This window comes from Roseateles sp. GW821-FHT09H11 (assembly GCF_059415845.1).
Genome location: NZ_JBWKOA010000008.1, coordinates 115,244 through 131,573, shown reverse-complemented (window position 1 = coordinate 131,573; position 16,330 = coordinate 115,244). Strand labels below are relative to the sequence as shown.

General features: G+C 69.6%; 15 protein-coding genes. 7 read left to right on the top strand and 8 right to left on the bottom strand.

The window, feature by feature from the left end:
* Nucleotides 1–10: 10 nt before the first annotated feature.
* Together AC07PR_RS24735 and AC07PR_RS24730 are read right to left on the bottom strand one after the other, a co-directional pair.
* Nucleotides 11–1,615 (bottom strand): hybrid sensor histidine kinase/response regulator, encoded by a 1,605-nt coding sequence (locus AC07PR_RS24735; protein WP_483108138.1) that lies wholly within the window; start codon nt 1,613–1,615, stop codon nt 11–13.
* Nucleotides 1,616–1,787: 172 nt separating this feature from the next.
* Nucleotides 1,788–2,750, bottom strand: coding sequence for a M48 family metallopeptidase (locus tag AC07PR_RS24730; protein ID WP_483108139.1), 963 nt, complete (start codon nt 2,748–2,750; stop codon nt 1,788–1,790).
* A 35-nt stretch (nt 2,751–2,785) separates the two neighbouring features.
* Here AC07PR_RS24730 and AC07PR_RS24725 point away from each other — a divergent pair, with 35 nt between their 5' ends.
* Nucleotides 2,786–3,313: a flavin reductase family protein gene (locus AC07PR_RS24725; protein WP_495136883.1), complete on the top strand. Its 528-nt coding sequence runs from the start codon at nt 2,786–2,788 to the stop codon at nt 3,311–3,313.
* 43 nt (nt 3,314–3,356) lie between these two features.
* Here the strand turns inward: AC07PR_RS24725 and AC07PR_RS24720 are convergent, their stop codons facing one another.
* From AC07PR_RS24720 to AC07PR_RS24705, 4 genes are all read right to left on the bottom strand, one after another.
* The gene (locus tag AC07PR_RS24720; protein WP_495136882.1) at nt 3,357–4,850 is read right to left on the bottom strand and encodes a hypothetical protein; all 1,494 of its coding nucleotides are present in this window, start codon (nt 4,848–4,850) and stop codon (nt 3,357–3,359) included.
* Entirely contained in the window at nt 4,847–5,809 is a 963-nt protein-coding gene (locus AC07PR_RS24715; RefSeq protein ID WP_495136881.1) for an ABC transporter ATP-binding protein, read from the bottom strand. Before AC07PR_RS24715 ends, AC07PR_RS24720 begins: the two co-directional genes overlap by 4 nt.
* On the bottom strand, nt 5,806–6,207 hold the full coding sequence (locus AC07PR_RS24710) for a GntR family transcriptional regulator (RefSeq protein WP_377159271.1): 402 nt from the start codon (nt 6,205–6,207) through the stop codon (nt 5,806–5,808). Before AC07PR_RS24710 ends, AC07PR_RS24715 begins: the two co-directional genes overlap by 4 nt.
* Nucleotides 6,208–6,359: 152 nt before the next feature.
* Nucleotides 6,360–7,634: an MFS transporter gene (locus tag AC07PR_RS24705; RefSeq protein WP_495137008.1), complete on the bottom strand. Its 1,275-nt coding sequence runs from the start codon at nt 7,632–7,634 to the stop codon at nt 6,360–6,362.
* Nucleotides 7,635–7,759: 125 nt separating this feature from the next.
* Between AC07PR_RS24705 and AC07PR_RS24700 the strand changes: the two genes are divergently transcribed.
* The gene (locus AC07PR_RS24700; RefSeq protein WP_495136880.1) at nt 7,760–8,713 is read left to right on the top strand and encodes a LysR family transcriptional regulator; all 954 of its coding nucleotides are present in this window, start codon (nt 7,760–7,762) and stop codon (nt 8,711–8,713) included.
* 106 nt (nt 8,714–8,819) lie between these two features.
* Nucleotides 8,820–9,644 (top strand): molybdate ABC transporter substrate-binding protein, encoded by an 825-nt coding sequence (locus AC07PR_RS24695; RefSeq protein ID WP_495136879.1) that lies wholly within the window; start codon nt 8,820–8,822, stop codon nt 9,642–9,644.
* Here AC07PR_RS24695 and AC07PR_RS24690 read toward each other — a convergent pair.
* Complete coding sequence (locus AC07PR_RS24690) at nt 9,625–10,581, bottom strand: LysR family transcriptional regulator (protein WP_495136878.1); 957 nt, start codon at nt 10,579–10,581, stop codon at nt 9,625–9,627. The genes AC07PR_RS24695 and AC07PR_RS24690 overlap by 20 nt on opposite strands.
* Before the next feature lie 99 nt (nt 10,582–10,680).
* Between AC07PR_RS24690 and AC07PR_RS24685 the strand changes: the two genes are divergently transcribed.
* Nucleotides 10,681–11,580: an MBL fold metallo-hydrolase gene (locus tag AC07PR_RS24685; protein ID WP_377159263.1), complete on the top strand. Its 900-nt coding sequence runs from the start codon at nt 10,681–10,683 to the stop codon at nt 11,578–11,580.
* Nucleotides 11,581–11,666: 86 nt separating this feature from the next.
* Here the strand turns inward: AC07PR_RS24685 and AC07PR_RS24680 are convergent, their stop codons facing one another.
* On the bottom strand, nt 11,667–12,584 hold the full coding sequence (locus AC07PR_RS24680; protein WP_495136877.1) for a LysR family transcriptional regulator: 918 nt from the start codon (nt 12,582–12,584) through the stop codon (nt 11,667–11,669).
* Between the two features lie 168 nt (nt 12,585–12,752).
* Between AC07PR_RS24680 and AC07PR_RS24675 the strand changes: the two genes are divergently transcribed.
* From AC07PR_RS24675 to AC07PR_RS24665, 3 genes are all read left to right on the top strand, one after another.
* Complete coding sequence (locus AC07PR_RS24675) at nt 12,753–13,523, top strand: SDR family oxidoreductase (protein ID WP_495136876.1); 771 nt, start codon at nt 12,753–12,755, stop codon at nt 13,521–13,523.
* 17 nt (nt 13,524–13,540) lie between these two features.
* A complete protein-coding gene (locus AC07PR_RS24670; protein ID WP_495136875.1) occupies nt 13,541–14,470 on the top strand; it encodes an SDR family NAD(P)-dependent oxidoreductase in 930 nt (309 codons plus the stop codon).
* Nucleotides 14,471–14,626: 156 nt separating this feature from the next.
* A complete protein-coding gene (locus AC07PR_RS24665; RefSeq protein WP_495136874.1) occupies nt 14,627–16,330 on the top strand; it encodes an Hsp70 family protein in 1,704 nt (567 codons plus the stop codon).

Below are 16,330 nucleotides of genomic sequence, written 5' to 3'. Positions count from 1 at the left end.
GGGGGCGCGCTCAGAGCGGCGACAACCCCGTATCGAGGAACCGCGACTCCGGGAAGCCCCGCAGCGCCAACGCGGCGAGCTCCACGAGCTCCTCGAAGCTGCGCTCCTTCTGCAGCACCGCCACGCCGCCCATGCGGTCGGCCGAGTCGGTGAGCTCGTCCCCGATGTAGCCCGTCGTGATGATCACCGGCACCGCCGGCAGGGTCGCGCGCACCGCCACCGCCAGTTCCAGGCCGTTCATGCCCGGCATGTTGAAGTCGGTGATCAGCAGCTGCACCGGCACGCGGCCCTGCTCGATGTCCGCCAGGCAGTCGGCCGGCTCGGCGTAGGTGCGGACGTCGTAGCCCGCCTTCTTCAGCAGCGCCTCGACCATCATCAGCACGATCGGATCGTCGTCGACATAGAGCACATGCTCGCCCGTGCCGGGGTCAGCGACCCGCGCCAGCGCCGCCGTGTCCAGCGGCGCCGCCTCGCTGCCCACCACCGGCAGATAGACCGAGAACACGGTCCCCTTCCCCGGCCGCGACTGCACGTCGATCGCGCCGCCGTGCGCATGCACGATGCCGTGCACGATGTGCAGCCCCAGCCCCGTGCCCTGACCCCGCGGCTTGGTCGTGAAGAAGGGCTCGAACAGCCGCTTCGCCACGTCCTCCTCCATGCCGTGCCCGTCGTCGCGCACGCTGAGCTCCGCGTAGTGCGTCGGCGCCACGCGGCCGATCGCGAACGCGTGCGGCACGTCGAACTGCACCGCGCGCAGCCCGACATGCAGCCGCCCATGGCCGCCCGGCATCGCCTGCCAGGCGTTCGTGCAGAGGTTCAGCACCACCTGCTGGACCTCCGCCGGATCGACCGTCGCCACGCAGTCGTCCCCGTGCAGGTCCACCGTCAGCCGCACCGACGCCGGCAGCGTCGAGCGCAGCAGACCGATGCTGTCCTCGACCAGCGGACGCAGGCGGTGCTTGGACAACTCATGTCCGCCGCCGCGCGCGTAGGCCAGGATGCGCTGCACGATGTCGCGTGCCCGGTCGCCGGCCCGCTTGATCTGCTGCATGTGCGCGCGCAGCGGCGACGCCGCCGGCAGCTCGTCGAGCATCATCCCCGCGTGTCCGAGGATCGCCGCCAGGATGTTGTTGAAGTCGTGCGCCACGCCGCCCGCGAGCGTGCCCAGCGATTCCATCCGCTGGATGCGCATCAGCTTCTCCTCGAAGTCCACGCGCGTCAGCTCATCGGCCTTGCGCATCGTGACGTCGATGAACAGCACCACCAGGCCGTGTTCGCACGGGAAGGCCCGGCACTCGAACCACTTGCTGAGGCGGGCGTTGAATTCCTCGTAGATGTGCGCGGCGCGCGTCTGCATCGCGGACCGGGCCTCGACGTCGAATCGGTCGCCCATCGCGCCGGCCAGACAGGTCCAGTAATTCCTGCCGATCAGCGCCTCGCGCTGCCGGCCGCTCGCGCGTTCGAAGGCGACATTGACGAACTCGATGGTCCAGTCGTGTTCCAGCAGGATGACGGCGTCGGTGACGTAGTCGAGCGCGGCCCCGACGTGCGCGGCGCCTTCCTCGGGTGCGGTGGATGCACCCGACCCGTGCGACGACGGCTCCTGACCCGGCATGTGGACCCCTTCTGGACGAGGTGCCAGTGTGGACCCCGTGGGCCGCGTGGGCAATCGCTGTGCCAGCACCTAACCGTAGGGAAGCCCGATGGCATCGGCCTTTCGAGCCATCAGGCCCCGAAAGGCCGGGCGTGTCTCCCCGTGCTTGCCCGAGGTCCCCCGCCGACCTCCGTCAGGACCTGGCCGCCGGCGCGGGCGGCTGGTAGCGCTGCTCGGGCTTGGCGGCGCGGGCGTAGAGGCCCTGCACCCGAGGCAGGGTGCGCTCCATGTCGCGGATCCGCGTCGGCCCCGACGGGTGCGTGGACAGGAACTGCGGCGGCGCGCCCTTGCTCGCCTGTCCCATCTTTTCCCACAGCGTGATGCCCGCGTGCGGGTTGTAACCGGCGCGCGCCGCGAGCTCCATGCCGACCAGGTCGGCCTCGCTCTCGTCCTCGCGGCTGAAGGTCAGCGACAGCAACTGCCCGCCGATGTTGGCCACGCCGCGGCCGAAGTCGCCCAGGCCGAAGATCGCCGCGCCCAGCTGGATCGCGCCGCTGGTGGCCATGTTCTTGCCCATGCGCTCGCGGGCGTGTTCCCGCAGCGCGTGGGCCATCTCGTGGCCCATGATCATCGCGACCTCGTCGTCGCTCAGTTGCAGCTGCTGCAGGATGCCGTAGTAGAACGCGATCTTCCCGCCCGGCATGCAGAACGCGTTGAGTTCCTTGCTGCCGATCAGGTTCACCTCCCAGCGCCACTGCTGCGCGCGCGGGTTCCACGCCGCCGCGAACGGGATGATCCGCTGCGCGATGGCCCGCAGGCGGATCAGCTGCGCGTTGTTGGGCGGCGCCAGCGCCTTCTGCGATTGCGCCTGCCGCATCATCTGCACGTACTGCTGCTGGGCGGCGGCCTCGACCTGTTCGGCCGAGATCAGTTTCGTGAAGCGGCTCTGCTTGCCGACATCGACCCCGTCCTGGGCCCAGGCGGGCGACAGCGCCATGGCGCCGCCGGCCGCGATCAGGCCGGTGAACAGGCGCCGCGCGGGCTGGCGCGGCGCGCCGTCGGCGCCGCAGCGGCGGCAATCGCAACGACCGAAGCCGTAGGCGGGGGCCGACGGCAGGTGAACCTCGGCATCGGGAGAGAAGTCAGCATCAACCATGGCGAGATTCTAGGCAGGCGACAATCCCGGTCATCATGTCCCAGTCGCCCCTGATCACGCCGTCTCCGACCTGCGCCACCTCGCCGCTCGACCCGCAGGAGTTCCGCGCGGCGCTCGGGATGTTCGCCACCGGCGTCACCATCGTGACCGCGCGCGCCGAGGACGGCACCCTGGTCGGCCTGACGGCCAACTCGTTCAACTCCGTCTCGCTGTCCCCGCCGCTGGTGCTGTGGAGCCTGGCGCGCCGGGCCGGATCGATGCCGGTGTTCAGCCGCGGCTCGCACTACGCGATCAACATCCTGGCGGCGGATCAGAAGGAACTCGCGCAGCGCTTCGCCACGCGCGACATCGACCGCTTCGCGGGCGTGAGATTCCGGGAAGGCTGCGGCGGCGCGCCGGTGCTGGAGGGCTGCGCCGCCGTCTTCGAATGCGCCAACCGCAGCCAGTACGAGGAAGGCGACCACGTCATCTTCGTCGGCGAGGTGGAGGCCTGCACCCGCGCCGAACAGGCACAGCCGCTGATCTTCCACGGCGGGCGGTACTGCACCGAGCTGCCGATCTGAGCAGACAACCTGAACGGACGACCTGAGCGGCGGTTTCGACCGCTCAATCGCCTGCGTGCCGCCCGACCGGCCAGAACGGCGCCATGCGCCGCACCGCGCGCCACCGCCACGCGGCCAGCACGACGGTCAGTGGTGCCGTGATCGCCACGACATGCCAGGGCATGATCTCGAAGAACCGGTTCGCGCCGATGCTCAGTCCGGCCACCAGCATCCCTCCGAGCATGAGCAGCACGGCCTGCGTCGCTCCCGGTTGACGCTTGCGCGACCAGTCCTGCCACAACAGCAGCCCCGCGGGCAGCGCGATGGCGGCGAAATGCAGGCCCATCAGCGGCTGGTCGCGCGGCCAGTCGCCGGGCACGAGCGCCACCATCAGCATCAACACCGCCGCCCCGAAGCCCAGCACCAGCAGGAACTGGGTCAGCATGCGGCGCGCGAACACGCGGTTCATCGCCTCGCCGCGCGGCATGCCCGGCACGAGGGTCAGCAAGGACTGCTCCATCCGGGTCCGTCGCAGCATCGCGGAGAGGCTGAGCGTCGGCCCGAACAGCGCGCACATCACGCCGAACGAGGCGCCCGGCAGCGCGTTGTGCAGCACCGTCGCCGCGCGCGGTGCGGGCAGCCAGTACAGCACCGCGAGTTCCGCAAGCAGCAGCGCCAGGAAGATGACGGCGGCCACGCCCACGGTCGCCGACCAGTGCAGGTTCCGCATGGCGGCGATCTCGGCACGCGCCGCCACGCTGTCGGCCGTCGGCGTGGCGGTACGGATCAGGTGGCGGGTCCAGGTCGGCAGGCCCCAGGTGAATGGCTTGCCGAGGAGGCGCAGGACCGGGTGGGCAGGCGGCCGCGCGGCGCGCGTCGCGCAGGTCGCCTTCATCGACATCAGGTCGCTGAACATCTTGGCCGATTGCCAGGAGCGCAAGTGCCCGGGGCCGCCGTCCTGGAACAGGCGCCAGAGGATCACGCTCAGCGCGATCATCGCCAGCGCGGCCTGCGTCACGGGCTGCTGCTCATGCCAGCCGCGCAGCACCGCCGCGGTCTCGCGCCAGACGACGGTGTCCTTGAGCAGCGCGCTCGGGATCCACGGAAAGACCCAGATCACGAACCAGGCGATCGGCCAGCGCAGCGCGACCGAGAAGCTGACGAGCACAGCCCCCGCCAGCATCGTGAACAGCAGGAAGTGGCCGAACACGGCATGCAGCAGCAACCCGGTCGCCGTGGCGATCAACAGGAACAGCGCGACCCCGACCTCGCGCAACAGACGCAGGTGGCCGGGGACGAGACGCGCGGTGATCGGGTGGTTCTGCATGCTCAAGGCACCTGCGCACAGCCACCACACGAACTGCAGTCCGATCGCGACCATGATGCAGAACGCGACGCCCGCTGCGGACGCGGACTTCATCGAAGTCAGGCCCGTGATCCCGGCCACCGGCAGCAGCAGCCACCACAGCCGGCGCAAGGGCCGCGTCGTCGCGCGCAGCACCGCGACGTGCCCGCCGACGCCGGGCAGCGGGAGCGCCGCGTTCATCGCCGCGTTCATTGCGTCAGCTCCAGGAAGAGGTCCTCAAGGCTGAGCGCCTCGCAGCGCAGCGCGGCATCGCCTTGCGGTAGCTTCCCCTCGGGGAAACGCACCAGCCAGCGCGGCTGTTCGCCGAGGTCGCGTCGGCTCAACACCTGCCCCCCGTGCGCGTCGACCGCCGCCTGCAGCCGCCCCAGCGGTCCGGCCAGCAAGCGCACCTCATCCGCCAGCGCGTCCTGCGGCGCCTGCAGCGCGATGCGACCGCGGCTGAGGAACGCGACGTTGAAGGCCACGCGCTCCAGGTCCGACAGGATGTGCGTCGAGAACAGTACCGTCGTGCCGCGGTCCAGCACCTGATCGACGAGCTCACGCAGGAAGTCGCGCCGTCCGGCGGCGTCGAGGCTGGCGACCGGTTCATCGAGCACCAGCAGGTCGGGCTCGTGCGCCAGCGCGCGGATGATCGACAGCCGCTGCTGCTGCCCCTGCGACAACTGACCGACACGGCGATCTCGCGGGATCTCCCAGCGCGACATCAGGCCGTCGACCTTCGCGTCGTTCCAGCGCGTGTAGAAGCTGCGGAAGTAGCGCAACAGGTCGCCGGCCGAGAAGTCCTCGAACAGCGCCGCCTGCTGCGGCACGTAGCCCAGCCGTGCGCGCAGCGCGTCGTCCGGGGTCAGCGCCGGCTGGCCGAAGAGACGCACCTCGCCGGCCTGCGGCTCGCGCAGGCCCAGCAGCGTCTCCAGCAGCGTGGTCTTGCCGGCGCCGTTGCGGCCCAGCAGCCCGACCACCTGCCCCGGCGCCAGCGTCCAGTCGAGGCCCGCCAGCACGCCCGGCTGGCCCTTGAAGTCGACCCGCAGGCCGCTCGCGCTCACCGGCGGTGCGGCGAGGGCGTCATCGGCCAGCGCCCGGCTCTGCGCCGGGCTGATCGTCATCGAGTGATCGAGCGTCTCGTGCAGTGTCTGCTTCAGCGTGTGAGTCATCGCGTCTCTCCCTGGTCCTCGAGCAGCGCCTTGAACAGCGCCAGCACCTGATCCGCCGGCAGCTCCAGCTGGCGCGCCTCCGCGGCGGCCTTCTCCAGCGTGGGGCGCAGCAGCTCCACGCGGCCGCGCGTCTTCATCGCCTTCTGATGCTGCGCCGCCACCACCATCGGCAAGCCGCGGCGACGCTCCACCAGCCCCTCGGCCTCCATCAGCCCGAAGGCCTTGGAGACCGTCATCGGATTCACCGCCAGCGCCTGCGCCAGCTCGCGCACGGACGGGATCTCCTGCCCCGCCACCAGCTGCCCGCTGGCCACGCGGCGGCGCAGCTGCTCCACCAGCTGGCGGTAGATCGGCTCGGGGGAGCCCGGGTTGATGCTGAAGAGGAGGTCGGCGTCCATCGGCAAGTGGCGATTGGCGGCGCCGACGGCATCGTCAGCGTGTATCAGTACAGTAATACACAACAGGACGATGCGTCAATCCCGCAGGCGGCGGAGGACTTCACTCGGGGACCGGACTTCTTCCGGGAGACGTCAAGTGGATGGCCGTGCGTTCATCGCGCCTTGACGATCCCGCGATAGAGCAGCGCGGTGGCGGCCAGGCCGACGGCCGCGGCGCCGCTCATCCAGAGACCGGGCGAGGCCTTGTTGCCGGTGGTCTGGATCAGCCAGGTGGAGACCAGCGGCGTGAAGCCGCCGAAGATGGCGGTGGCCAGGCTGTAGGCCAGCGAGAACCCCGTCGTCCGCACTTCCACCGGCATGATCTCCGTGAGCGCGACGATGGTGGCGGCGTTGTAGCTGGCGTAGAGGAAGGACAGCCAGAGCTCGACCGCGAGCATGCGCTCGAAGCTGGGCGCCTGGACCAGCCAGGACATCGCCGGGTAGGCGGTCAGCAGCGTGAGCAGGCTGAAGACGACGAGCAGCGGCCAGCGGCCGATGCGATCGGACACCGCGCCCATCACCGGCAGCCACACGAAGTTGGACAGGCCGACGCAGAAAGTCACCAGCAAGGCGCTGGTGGCGGACAGGTGCAGGACGGACTTGCCGAAGGTCGGCGTGTACACGGTGATCAGGTAGAAGGACACCGTCGTCATGACGACCAGCATCATCCCCGCGCCCACCAGGGCCCAGTTGCGCAGCATGGAGGCGACGATCTCCCCGATCGACGGGTGGTGTTTGCGGGCGAGGAAGGCTTCCGTCTCCGCGAGCGATCGGCGGATCTGGAACACGAAGGGCAGGATCAGCGAGCCGATCAGGAAGGGGATGCGCCAGGCCCACTCGCTGATCTGGGCGGTGGAGAACCACTGGCTGATGCCGTAGCCCAGCGCGGCGGCGACCATGATGGCGGCCTGCTGGCTGGCGGACTGCCAGCTGACGTAGAAGCCCTTGCGGCCCGGCGTGGCCATCTCCGCGAGATAGACCGACACGCCGCCCAGTTCCACCCCGGCGGAGAAACCCTGCAGCAGGCGGCCGGTCAGCACGAGGACCGGCGCCAGCACGCCGATGGTCGCGTAGGCCGGCGTGAAGGCGATCAACACCGTGCCGCAGGCCATGATGGCCAGCGTCAGGATCAGGCCTTTGCGGCGGCCGATCTTGTCGATGTAGGCGCCGAGGATGATCGCGCCCAGCGGCCGCATCAGGAAGCCCGCGCCGAAGGTCACGAAGGTGAGCATCAGCGAGAGGTATTCGCTGTCGCTGGGGAAGAAGGTCTGCGCGATGTAGGTCGCGTAGAAGCCGTACAGGAAGAAGTCGAACATCTCCAGGAAGTTGCCGCTGGTCACGCGGAGCACCGCGCCGAGGGCAGCGCGACGGGGCATCCTGGGCGGCATCGCGGTCGTCGCCGACGCGGTCAGAGAGGTCATGGCAGTCTCCGGAATCGGTTTTTCTCTTGTGGGACATCATGCTTTTCCTTCAAAGTTGCGGGAAGTGCAAAGAACGGAACGATTGATGCGCCATGAGAATCAATTTCGACCTGGGTGAGCTCGCGGCCTTCGTCGCGGTGGCGGAGCGGATGAACTTCCGGGCAGCGTCGGAGGCGCTGTTCATCTCGCCGTCGGCGCTGAGTCGGCGCATCGACCGCATCGAGGAGGCGCTGGGCGTGCGGCTCTTCGACCGCACGACGCGGCGGGTGAGCCTGACCGAGGACGGGGAGCAGTTCCTGACCCATGCGGGCGAGGCGCTGGCCGCGCTGCAGAACGCGATCTCCGACGTGGGCGACCGGGCGGAGCGCCGGGCGGGGCTGGTGACCGTGGCCTGCATCCCGTCGGTGGCGAATCACCTGCTGCCGGAGGTGCTGGCGCAATTCGCGAAGCTGCAGCCAGACACGCGGATCAAGATGCTGGACCACAGCGCGCCGCAGGTGCTCAAGGCCGTGGTGGAGAAGCAGGCCGACTTCGGCGTCAACTTCCTCGGCGCGCAGGAGCCGTCGATCGACTTCGCCGCCATCGTGAAGGAGCGCTACGTGCTGGCGGTGCCAGCGCGGCACAGGCTGGCGACGCTGCGGTCGGTCGGGTGGGAGGAGTTCGTCGGCGAGCGCTTCATCTCGCTGGCGGCGGACAGCGGCAACCGGATGCTGCTGGACAACGCGGTGGCGCAGGCCAAGGCTCGGCCGACGACGCATGTCGAGGTGAATCACGTGGAAGGGGCGCTGGCGCTCGTGCGGGCGGGGCTGGGCGTCAGCGCGATTCCCCGGCTCGCGCTGACCGGGACCTCGTCGAAGGACCTGGTGGGCGTGCCGCTGACGCGGCCGCTGGTGAGCCGGACGCTGGGCCTGATCACGCGCAAGGGGCATCGGCTCTCGACCCAGGCCGAAGTGCTGGCGAAGCTGCTCGTGCAGGCGCTGAAGAAGGCGGGCGTGGCGCCGGACGCGACGCCGAAGGACAGCCGAAAGGGCGCTTCAGCGGCTTGACGCGGTGGGCGTGATGCATGCCACGCAATGAATGTGCTGAACGTTGCACTGGACGCATCGGCAGGGGGTCCTCAAGATTCCAGGCATCTTGATTCCGGACCTCCCCATGCAACGCCCGACCTCGTCCAGCCGCCGCCGTCTCGTTCTCCCTGCCGTCCTGATGGCGGCACTCTCCGCCGCGCCGCTGGCGCAAGCCGCGGACCGCATCGTCGCGGTGTCCTCGGGCGGCTTCGCCGAGGCGTTCAAGGAGCTGGCCGTCCGCTATGAGAAGGACGTGCCCGGCGCGATCGTCGATCGGCAGTTCGGACCTTCCATGGGAGAGACGAAGCAGGCGATTCCGGCGCGGCTCGCCCGCGGCGAACCGCTGGACGTCGTGATCATGGTGGGCCCGGCCTTGGACAAGCTGATCGCACAAGGATTGGTCGACGGGGCGACGAAGGTCGTCCTCGCCGATTCGTACATCGCCTGCGCCGTGCCGGCCGGGGAGCCGGCGCCTGAGCTGGACACGGTCGAGAAGGTCAAGGCAGCGTTCCTGGGCGCCGCCTCCATCGCCTGGTCGGACAGCGCGAGCGGTGAGTACATCCAGAACGTGCTGCTGAAGCGGCTCGGCATCGAGGAAGAGGTGAAGGCGAAGGGCCGCCAGATCCCGGCGACGCCTGTGGGCGAGATCGTGGCCTCACGCCAGGCAGCCTTCGGATGCCAGCAGCGCAGCGAACTCCAGGCCGTGAAGGGCATCCGCATCGTCGGCGAGCTGCCGGAGGAGATTCAGAAGGTCACGCCCTATGCGGCCGGCGTGGTGAGCTCCAGTCGGAATCACGGGCCAGCACAGGCATTCATCCGCTATCTGGCCGCGACAGCGAATGCGGACGCCCTGAAGCGCAGTGGGCTGCATCCGGCATCGACCATCGCGCCTATGTCTGTGACCCGTTGAGGGCCCGTCGCCGCTGCTCGCTGTCCGCCAACAGATCAACGAAGGCTCTCACCTTCACGGGGCGGAAGCGCGCCGACGGAAACACCGCGTGAATGCCGCCGGAAGGCAGGCGCCATTGCGGCAGGACCTCGATGAGACGTCCTGCGGCCAGGTCTTCTTCGACGGCGAAATCCGGGAGGACGGAGAGTCCCATGCCATGGCGCACGGCCTCGCGCACGGCCAGCGTCGCATCGAGACGGACGGACGCTTGCACGGTCACGTCCCGGCGTTCGGTCTCGCCGAGGGAGAAGTCCCAGTGGAGGTGATCGCGCAACGCGGTGTTGGCGACGAAAGGAAGCCGGGCGATGTCTTCCGGTCCGGTGAGCGGCGCGAGCTGCGGCGCCATCGCGGGAGCAGCGACAAGCACTTGTCTGAACGAGCCGATCTTGCGCGCCTGCAGCCCGGTTTCCGCCAGCCAGCCGACACGGATCGCCAGTTCAATGTTGCCGTCCATGATGTTGAGCGTCTGGTCGCTCAGGATGGCGTCGACCTTGCAGGCGGGGTACCGCTGCATGAAGGCGGCGATGACCGGTACGACGATCCCGACGCCGTAGTCGAACGGCGCCGTCAAGCGCAGGACGCCCGACGGCTCGGTCGATCCCTCGGCCAGTTCGTCGAAGGCCTCCTCGGCTTCGCGCAGGATCATGGCGCAACGCAGGTAGAAGGCGCGCCCGGTTTCGGTCGGCTGCACCCGGCGCGTGGTCCGCACCAGCAGTGAGGTCCGGAACTCGCTTTCCAACCGCGCCACCTGCTGGCTGACCACGGCCTTGGTGATGCCCAGGCGCTCTGCCGCCGCCGTGAACGAGCCGGTTTCCACCACGGCCACGAAGTAGGTCAGCCGCCTCAGGTTGCCGTGGCTTCCCGTGCGGTTCTCAGCCAGATTGTTTGCCTTGAACATACATTGTGTTTATCACGTGTGTATTTGATGATCAATTCTCGGTGCCTACGATGGGGTCCAGACCCTCCCCCTCCACTTTTTGAAGAAGGCACGACCCCCATGACGACGCGCAGAGATGTGATCAAGACGGCAGGCGCCGCCGGTGTCGCGACGGCCATGCTGGGCGTGAAGAACGCCTTGGCTGCAACGACACGACTGACCTGGAAGCACTTCCCTGCCGGCGAGAACGGCTTCTTCCGTGCTCCCGTGCTGATCTCCGGCGCCAACGACGCCATCCTGATCGACGGCGGCTTCACGCTCCCCGACGGCAGGGCGCTGGCCGAGGCCATCAAGGCCAGCGGCAAGACGCTCACGACCGTCTACATCAGCCAGAGCGACCCCGACTACTACTTCAGCCTCGCGCCCATCCAGGCGGCGTTTCCCGCCGCCAAGGTGATCGCCGCGCCGGCGACGATCGCGGCCATCCAGGGCAATGTGGCCAAGAAGCTGGCGACCTGGGGGCCGCAGCTCAAGGAAAACGGTCCGCAGGTCCTGGCGGACGTCGTCATGCCCGAGCCCTTCGACGGCCGGACCCTCACGGTGGAGGGCCAGCCGCTGGAGATCGTGGATGCCGAGGGTCTCGAGAACCGTCGCTACCTCTGGGTGCCCTCGCTCAACGCCGTTGTCGGCGGGGTGCTGGTGTTCTCCGGCGTTCACGTCTGGACGGCCGACACGCAGGGTGCGCAGGCGCGTGCGGCGTGGATCAGGACGCTCGATGCCATGGCCGCGCGCAAGCCGGCCGTGGTGGTCCCCGGCCACCTGGCACCCGGCGCGGCGACAGACATCTCGGCGATCCGATACACGCGCGACTATCTCGTGGCGTTCGAGGAAGAGCTGGCCAAGGCCGCCGACAGCGCCGCACTGATCGCCGCCATGACCCGGCGCTATCCGAATGCGGGCATGGGCGTGGCGCTGCAGATTGGCGCCAAGGTCGCCAAGGGCGAGATGAAGTGGGGGTGAGGCCGCGGCGCTCCGGGACGTCGCGCATCGGCCTGGGTTGCCTGGCCCTTGCGATCACGGCGGCAGAGGACGCCGTGGGCGCTCGGTCAGGCCGCAGCCGGCGGCGCCGGGAACTTCTCCGCGTAGAGCTGCGCCAGCCAGTCGACGAACACCCGCACGCGAGGCGACAGCTGCCGATGCTGCGGATAGAGCGCTGACAACGTCATCGCCGGACTCTCCCAGTCCGACAGCACTTCGACGAGTCGCCCGTCGGCCAGCTCCTGCTCGATGTGGAAGCGCGGTACCTGGATCAGCCCGCAGCCGCGCAGCGCGGAGGCGACGTAGTTCTGCGCGTCGTTGACCGAGATCCATCCCGGCAGCGGATAACGCCGCAACTGTCCATCCACCGTGAGTTCGAGCGGATAGTCCGCGCCGCCGCCGCTGGCGAAGAAGCGCACCGTCTGGTGCCACGGCAGATCGTCGGGATGCCGCGGCGTGCCGACGCGGGCGAGGTACTCGGGACTCGCGCACACGACCTGCGGCATCGCGGCCAGCTTGCGCGCGATCAGCGTCGAGTCGCGCGGCGTGCCCGCGCGCAACACGCAGTCGACGCCCTCGCGCACGAGGTCCACCAGCCGGTCACCGCCGCTGACCACCAGCTCGATCTGCGGGAAGCGCGCGCGGAACTCGTCGATGCGCGGCAACACGATGTGCGACGCATGCACCCCGTGCATGTCCGCGCGCAGCACGCCGCGCGGGTTCGCCGCCACCTGCTTCAACGAGGCTTCCGCGTCGTCGAGCTCGTTGAGCACGAGCACGCAGCGCTCGTAATACGCCTGGCCGTCGAGCGTCGGCCGCACGTCCCGCGTGGTGCGGTCCAGCAGTCGCGTGCCCAAACGGGCCTCCAGCGCCTTGATGGCGTGCGTGGCCGTCGCCCGGGGGATGTCCAGGTGGGCAGCGGCCTGCGTGAAGCTGCGCAGCTCCACGATCCGGGTGAACAGCTGAAGGGTCTCGAATCGGTCCATGCCAGCATCCTCGCAGGCGTTTGTTGAGTCAGGTTGAACTGACAAGTCAATTGTCACGCCTTTTTCCGGATCAGATCAACAACCAGAATTCGTTCCATCGCAACCCGGAAGCCCTTCCCCCTCCCGCCTCCCCCTCTCAGGCGCTTCCCTCAACCCTTGGAGCGAACCATGACCGCCACTTCCATCCCGACCTCGATCTCCACCGACCACGGACTGCGCACCGCCCTCGTCACCGGCGCCTCACGCGGCATCGGCCAGGCCATCGCCAGGCGGCTGGCCGCCGACGGCTACTCGGTCGTCGTCAACTACGCCGGCAACGCCGCAGCAGCCCAGGAGACCGTTGCCGCCATCGAGGCCGCCGGTGGTCGTGCCACCGCCGTGCAGGCTGATGTGTCCGACGCCGGCCAGGTGGCCGCGCTGTTCGAGGAGACGCTGCGTCGCTACGGCCGCCTCGACGCCGTCGTGCACAGCGCCGGCGTGATGCCGATGGCCGCGATCAAGCCGTCCAGCCTGGAGACCTTCGACCAGGTCATCGACACCAACCTGCGCGGCGCCTTCCTGGTGCTGGCGCACGCCGCGGAGAAGGTCGCCGCCGGCGGCCGCATCGTGGCGCTGTCGACCAGCGTGATCGCCAAGTCCTTCCCCAACTACGGCCCGTACATCGCGTCCAAGGCCGGCGTCGAAGGCCTGGTGCACGTGCTGGCCAACGAGCTGCGCGGCCGCTCGATCACCGTCAACGCGGTCGCTCCGGGGCCGGTCGGCACCGAGCTGTTCTTCAAGGGCAAGTCGCAGGAGCAGATCGACAGCGTCGCCAAGGTCGCTCCGCTGGAACGCCTCGGCACGCCCGAGGACATCGCCAACGCCGTGTCCTTCCTCGTCGGCCCGGACGGCGGATGGATCAACAGCCAGGTCCTGCGCGCCAACGGCGGCTTCGCCTGAGAAATGGGAGCACTGTCATGAGCACTTCAACCTCTTCTTCCCAGGTCATCCTCGTCACCGGCGCCTCGAGCGGCTTCGGCGCCATGAGCGCCCGCGCGCTGGCCGATGCCGGCCACATCGTCTACGCCAGCATGCGCGCCACGCAGGGCCGCAACGCGCCGCAGGTCGCGGCCGTCGACGCCTATGCCCGCGAGCACGGCGTGAAGCTCCATGCGCTGGAGCTCGACGTCCAGTCGCAGGAGTCCGCAGACGCCGCCATCGCGCGCATCGTGGCCGAGCAGGGCCGGCTCGACGTCGTCATGCACAACGCCGGCCACATGGCCTTCGGCCCGGCGGAGGCCTTCCTGCCGGAGCAGTACGCGCAGCTCTACGACGTCAACGTGATCGGCGCGCAGCGCGTCAACCGCGCGGCGCTGCCGCAGCTGCGCCGCCAGGGTCGCGGCCTGCTGCTGTGGATCGGCAGCAGCAGCACGCGCGGCGGGACGCCACCGTACCTCGCGCCCTACTTCGCGGCCAAGGCGGCGATGGACGCGGTCGCCGTCAGCTATGCGGGCGAACTGGCGCGCTGGGGCATCGAGACCGCGATCGTCGTTCCGGGCGCCTTCACCAAGGGCACCAACCACTTCGTGCATTCGGGCTCGCCGGATGACGTCGAGCGTGTCGCCGCCTACGACCAGGGACCAACGCAAGGCCTGGCCCAGGAGATCATGACCAAGCTCGCCGCCGCCGAGCCGGCGGACGCGGATCCGACCGAGGTGGCCCGCGCCGTCGTGGACGTCGTCGGCACGCCCTTCGGCAAGCGGCCGTTCCGCGTCCACATCGACCCGTCGGAGGACGGCAGCAACGTCGTCAGCGCGGTCGCCGACCGCATCCGGTCGGAGTTCCTGCGCCGTGTCCAGCTCGGCGACCTGTTGACGGTGCGCAACGCCGGCGCCACCGCGGTGTGACAGGTCGCCGGATTCGCCACGGAAGGCCTCCCCCGTGGGGGGGCCTCCGGGTGGACGAGGGGCCCGCGGCGGCGGGGCGCTGATATCCTGCCGCCGCCTCGCGCTCAGGCGCGCCTGCGGCCCTCCGCCGCGCAACACCCGACCCCTCCGAATTCCATGATCGTCGGCATCGACCTCGGCACGACCAACAGCCTCATCGCGGTCTTCCGCGACGGCCGTCCCCAGCTGATCCCCAACGCCCTGAGCGACTTCGCGACCCCCTCGGCGGTCGCGATCGACGACGCGGGCAAGCTGATCACGGGCCTGGCCGCCCGCGAGCGCGCCGCCACCGATCCGGCCCGCACCGCGCAGGCCTTCAAGCGGCTGATGGGCACCGACCGCACGGTGCGGCTCGGCGACCGGAACCTGCGCGCGGAAGAGCTGTCCGCGCTGGTGCTGCAGTCGCTGAAGGCCGATGCCGAGGCCTTCCTCGGCGAGCCGGTCACCGAGGCCGTCATCACCGTCCCCGCCTACTTCAACGAGGCCCAGCGCCGCGCCACGCGCGCCGCGGGCGAGCTCGCCGGACTCAAGGTCGAGCGGCTGCTCAACGAGCCGACCGCCGCCGGCCTGGCCTACGGCCTGCAGGACCGGCCCGACAACAGCACCTTCCTGGTCTTCGACCTGGGCGGCGGCACGTTCGACGTGTCGGTGCTGGAGTACTTCGACGGCGTCGTCGAGGTACGCGCCAGCGCCGGCGACACACGCCTGGGCGGCGAGGACTTCGCGCATGCCATGGGCAAGCTGTTCATCGAACGCTGCGGCGCGCTGTCGCTGGCCGAGCGCGAGCGGCTGCAGAAGGATCCCGCGCTGTGGTGGCGCGCCGCCGAGCAGGCCAAGCGCGACCTCAGCGAGCGCGAGAGCGCCGTCATGGGCCTGATGCTGGACGGGCGCCGCGCCGAACTGGAGATCACCCGCGCCGACTTCGAGTCCGCCACCGCCGAGCTGCTGCAACGCCTGCGCCGTCCGATCGAGCGCGCGCTGCAGGACGCGCAGCTGTCGCCGGGCGCCTTGAACGAGGTGGTGCTGGTCGGCGGCGCGACGCGCATGCCGATGATCCGCCAGATGATCACGCGGCTGTTCCAGCGCCTGCCGCTGCGGACCATCGATCCCGATCAGGCGATCGCGCAGGGCGCGGCCGTGCAGGCCGGCCTGAAGGCCCGCGACGCGGCGCTGGACGAGGTCGTGCTGACGGACGTGATGCCGTTCTCGCTGGGCGTGATCACGTCGCAGCGCGTCGGCCAGCAGCGGGTGGACGACCGCTTCAGTCCCATCATCGAGCGCAACACGCCGGTGCCAGTGTCGCGGATGCAGCGCTACTTCAGCGTGAGCGACCAGCAGAAGTCCGTGGAGCTGGACATCCGCCAGGGCGAGTCCCCGATCGGCAGCGAGAACCTGCACCTGGGCAAGCTGGAGATCGCGCTGACGCCGGCGCCGGCCGGCGAGGCCTCGATCGAAGTGCGCTTCACCTACGACGCCAACGGGTTGCTGGAGGCGGACGTGCGCGACGTGCTGGGCGGCCACACCGCCAGCACGCTGATCCGCAACACCGCGACCGAGATGAGCGAGGCGCAGATGACCGAGGCGCTCAAGCAGCTGCGCGCGCTCAAGCGGCATCCGCGCGACGAGGAAGAGAACCGCTATCTGGTCGAGCGCGCGAAGCGGCTCTACGAGGACCGGCTCGGCGAGCAGCGCAGCGCGATCCAGTCGTGGCTGGGCGAGTTCGAGCAGGCGCTCGACACGCAGGATCCGCGCGCCATCCGCCACGCCCGCCAGCAGATGCGCGAGGCGCTGGACAGCATCGACGGCGGTTTCCGCTTCTGA

Bases quoted from the DNA above. Each gene is read 5' to 3' on its own strand.
- AC07PR_RS24730 (WP_483108139.1), bottom strand. From the start codon at position 2,750: ATGGTTGATGCTGACTTCTCTCCCGATGCCGAGGTTCACCTGCCGTCG.
- AC07PR_RS24735 (WP_483108138.1), bottom strand. From the start codon at position 1,615: ATGCCGGGTCAGGAGCCGTCGTCGCACGGGTCGGGTGCATCCACCGCA.
- AC07PR_RS24715 (WP_495136881.1), bottom strand. From the start codon at position 5,809: ATGACTCACACGCTGAAGCAGACACTGCACGAGACGCTCGATCACTCG.
- AC07PR_RS24680 (WP_495136877.1), bottom strand. From the start codon at position 12,584: ATGGACCGATTCGAGACCCTTCAGCTGTTCACCCGGATCGTGGAGCTG.
- AC07PR_RS24690 (WP_495136878.1), bottom strand. From the start codon at position 10,581: ATGTTCAAGGCAAACAATCTGGCTGAGAACCGCACGGGAAGCCACGGC.
- AC07PR_RS24705 (WP_495137008.1), bottom strand. From the start codon at position 7,634: ATGCCGCCCAGGATGCCCCGTCGCGCTGCCCTCGGCGCGGTGCTCCGC.
- AC07PR_RS24725 (WP_495136883.1), top strand. From the start codon at position 2,786: ATGTCCCAGTCGCCCCTGATCACGCCGTCTCCGACCTGCGCCACCTCG.
- AC07PR_RS24710 (WP_377159271.1), bottom strand. From the start codon at position 6,207: ATGGACGCCGACCTCCTCTTCAGCATCAACCCGGGCTCCCCCGAGCCG.
- AC07PR_RS24720 (WP_495136882.1), bottom strand. From the start codon at position 4,850: ATGAACGCGGCGATGAACGCGGCGCTCCCGCTGCCCGGCGTCGGCGGG.
- AC07PR_RS24685 (WP_377159263.1), top strand. From the start codon at position 10,681: ATGACGACGCGCAGAGATGTGATCAAGACGGCAGGCGCCGCCGGTGTC.
- AC07PR_RS24665 (WP_495136874.1), top strand. From the start codon at position 14,627: ATGATCGTCGGCATCGACCTCGGCACGACCAACAGCCTCATCGCGGTC.
- AC07PR_RS24695 (WP_495136879.1), top strand. From the start codon at position 8,820: ATGCAACGCCCGACCTCGTCCAGCCGCCGCCGTCTCGTTCTCCCTGCC.
- AC07PR_RS24700 (WP_495136880.1), top strand. From the start codon at position 7,760: ATGAGAATCAATTTCGACCTGGGTGAGCTCGCGGCCTTCGTCGCGGTG.
- AC07PR_RS24670 (WP_495136875.1), top strand. From the start codon at position 13,541: ATGAGCACTTCAACCTCTTCTTCCCAGGTCATCCTCGTCACCGGCGCC.
- AC07PR_RS24675 (WP_495136876.1), top strand. From the start codon at position 12,753: ATGACCGCCACTTCCATCCCGACCTCGATCTCCACCGACCACGGACTG.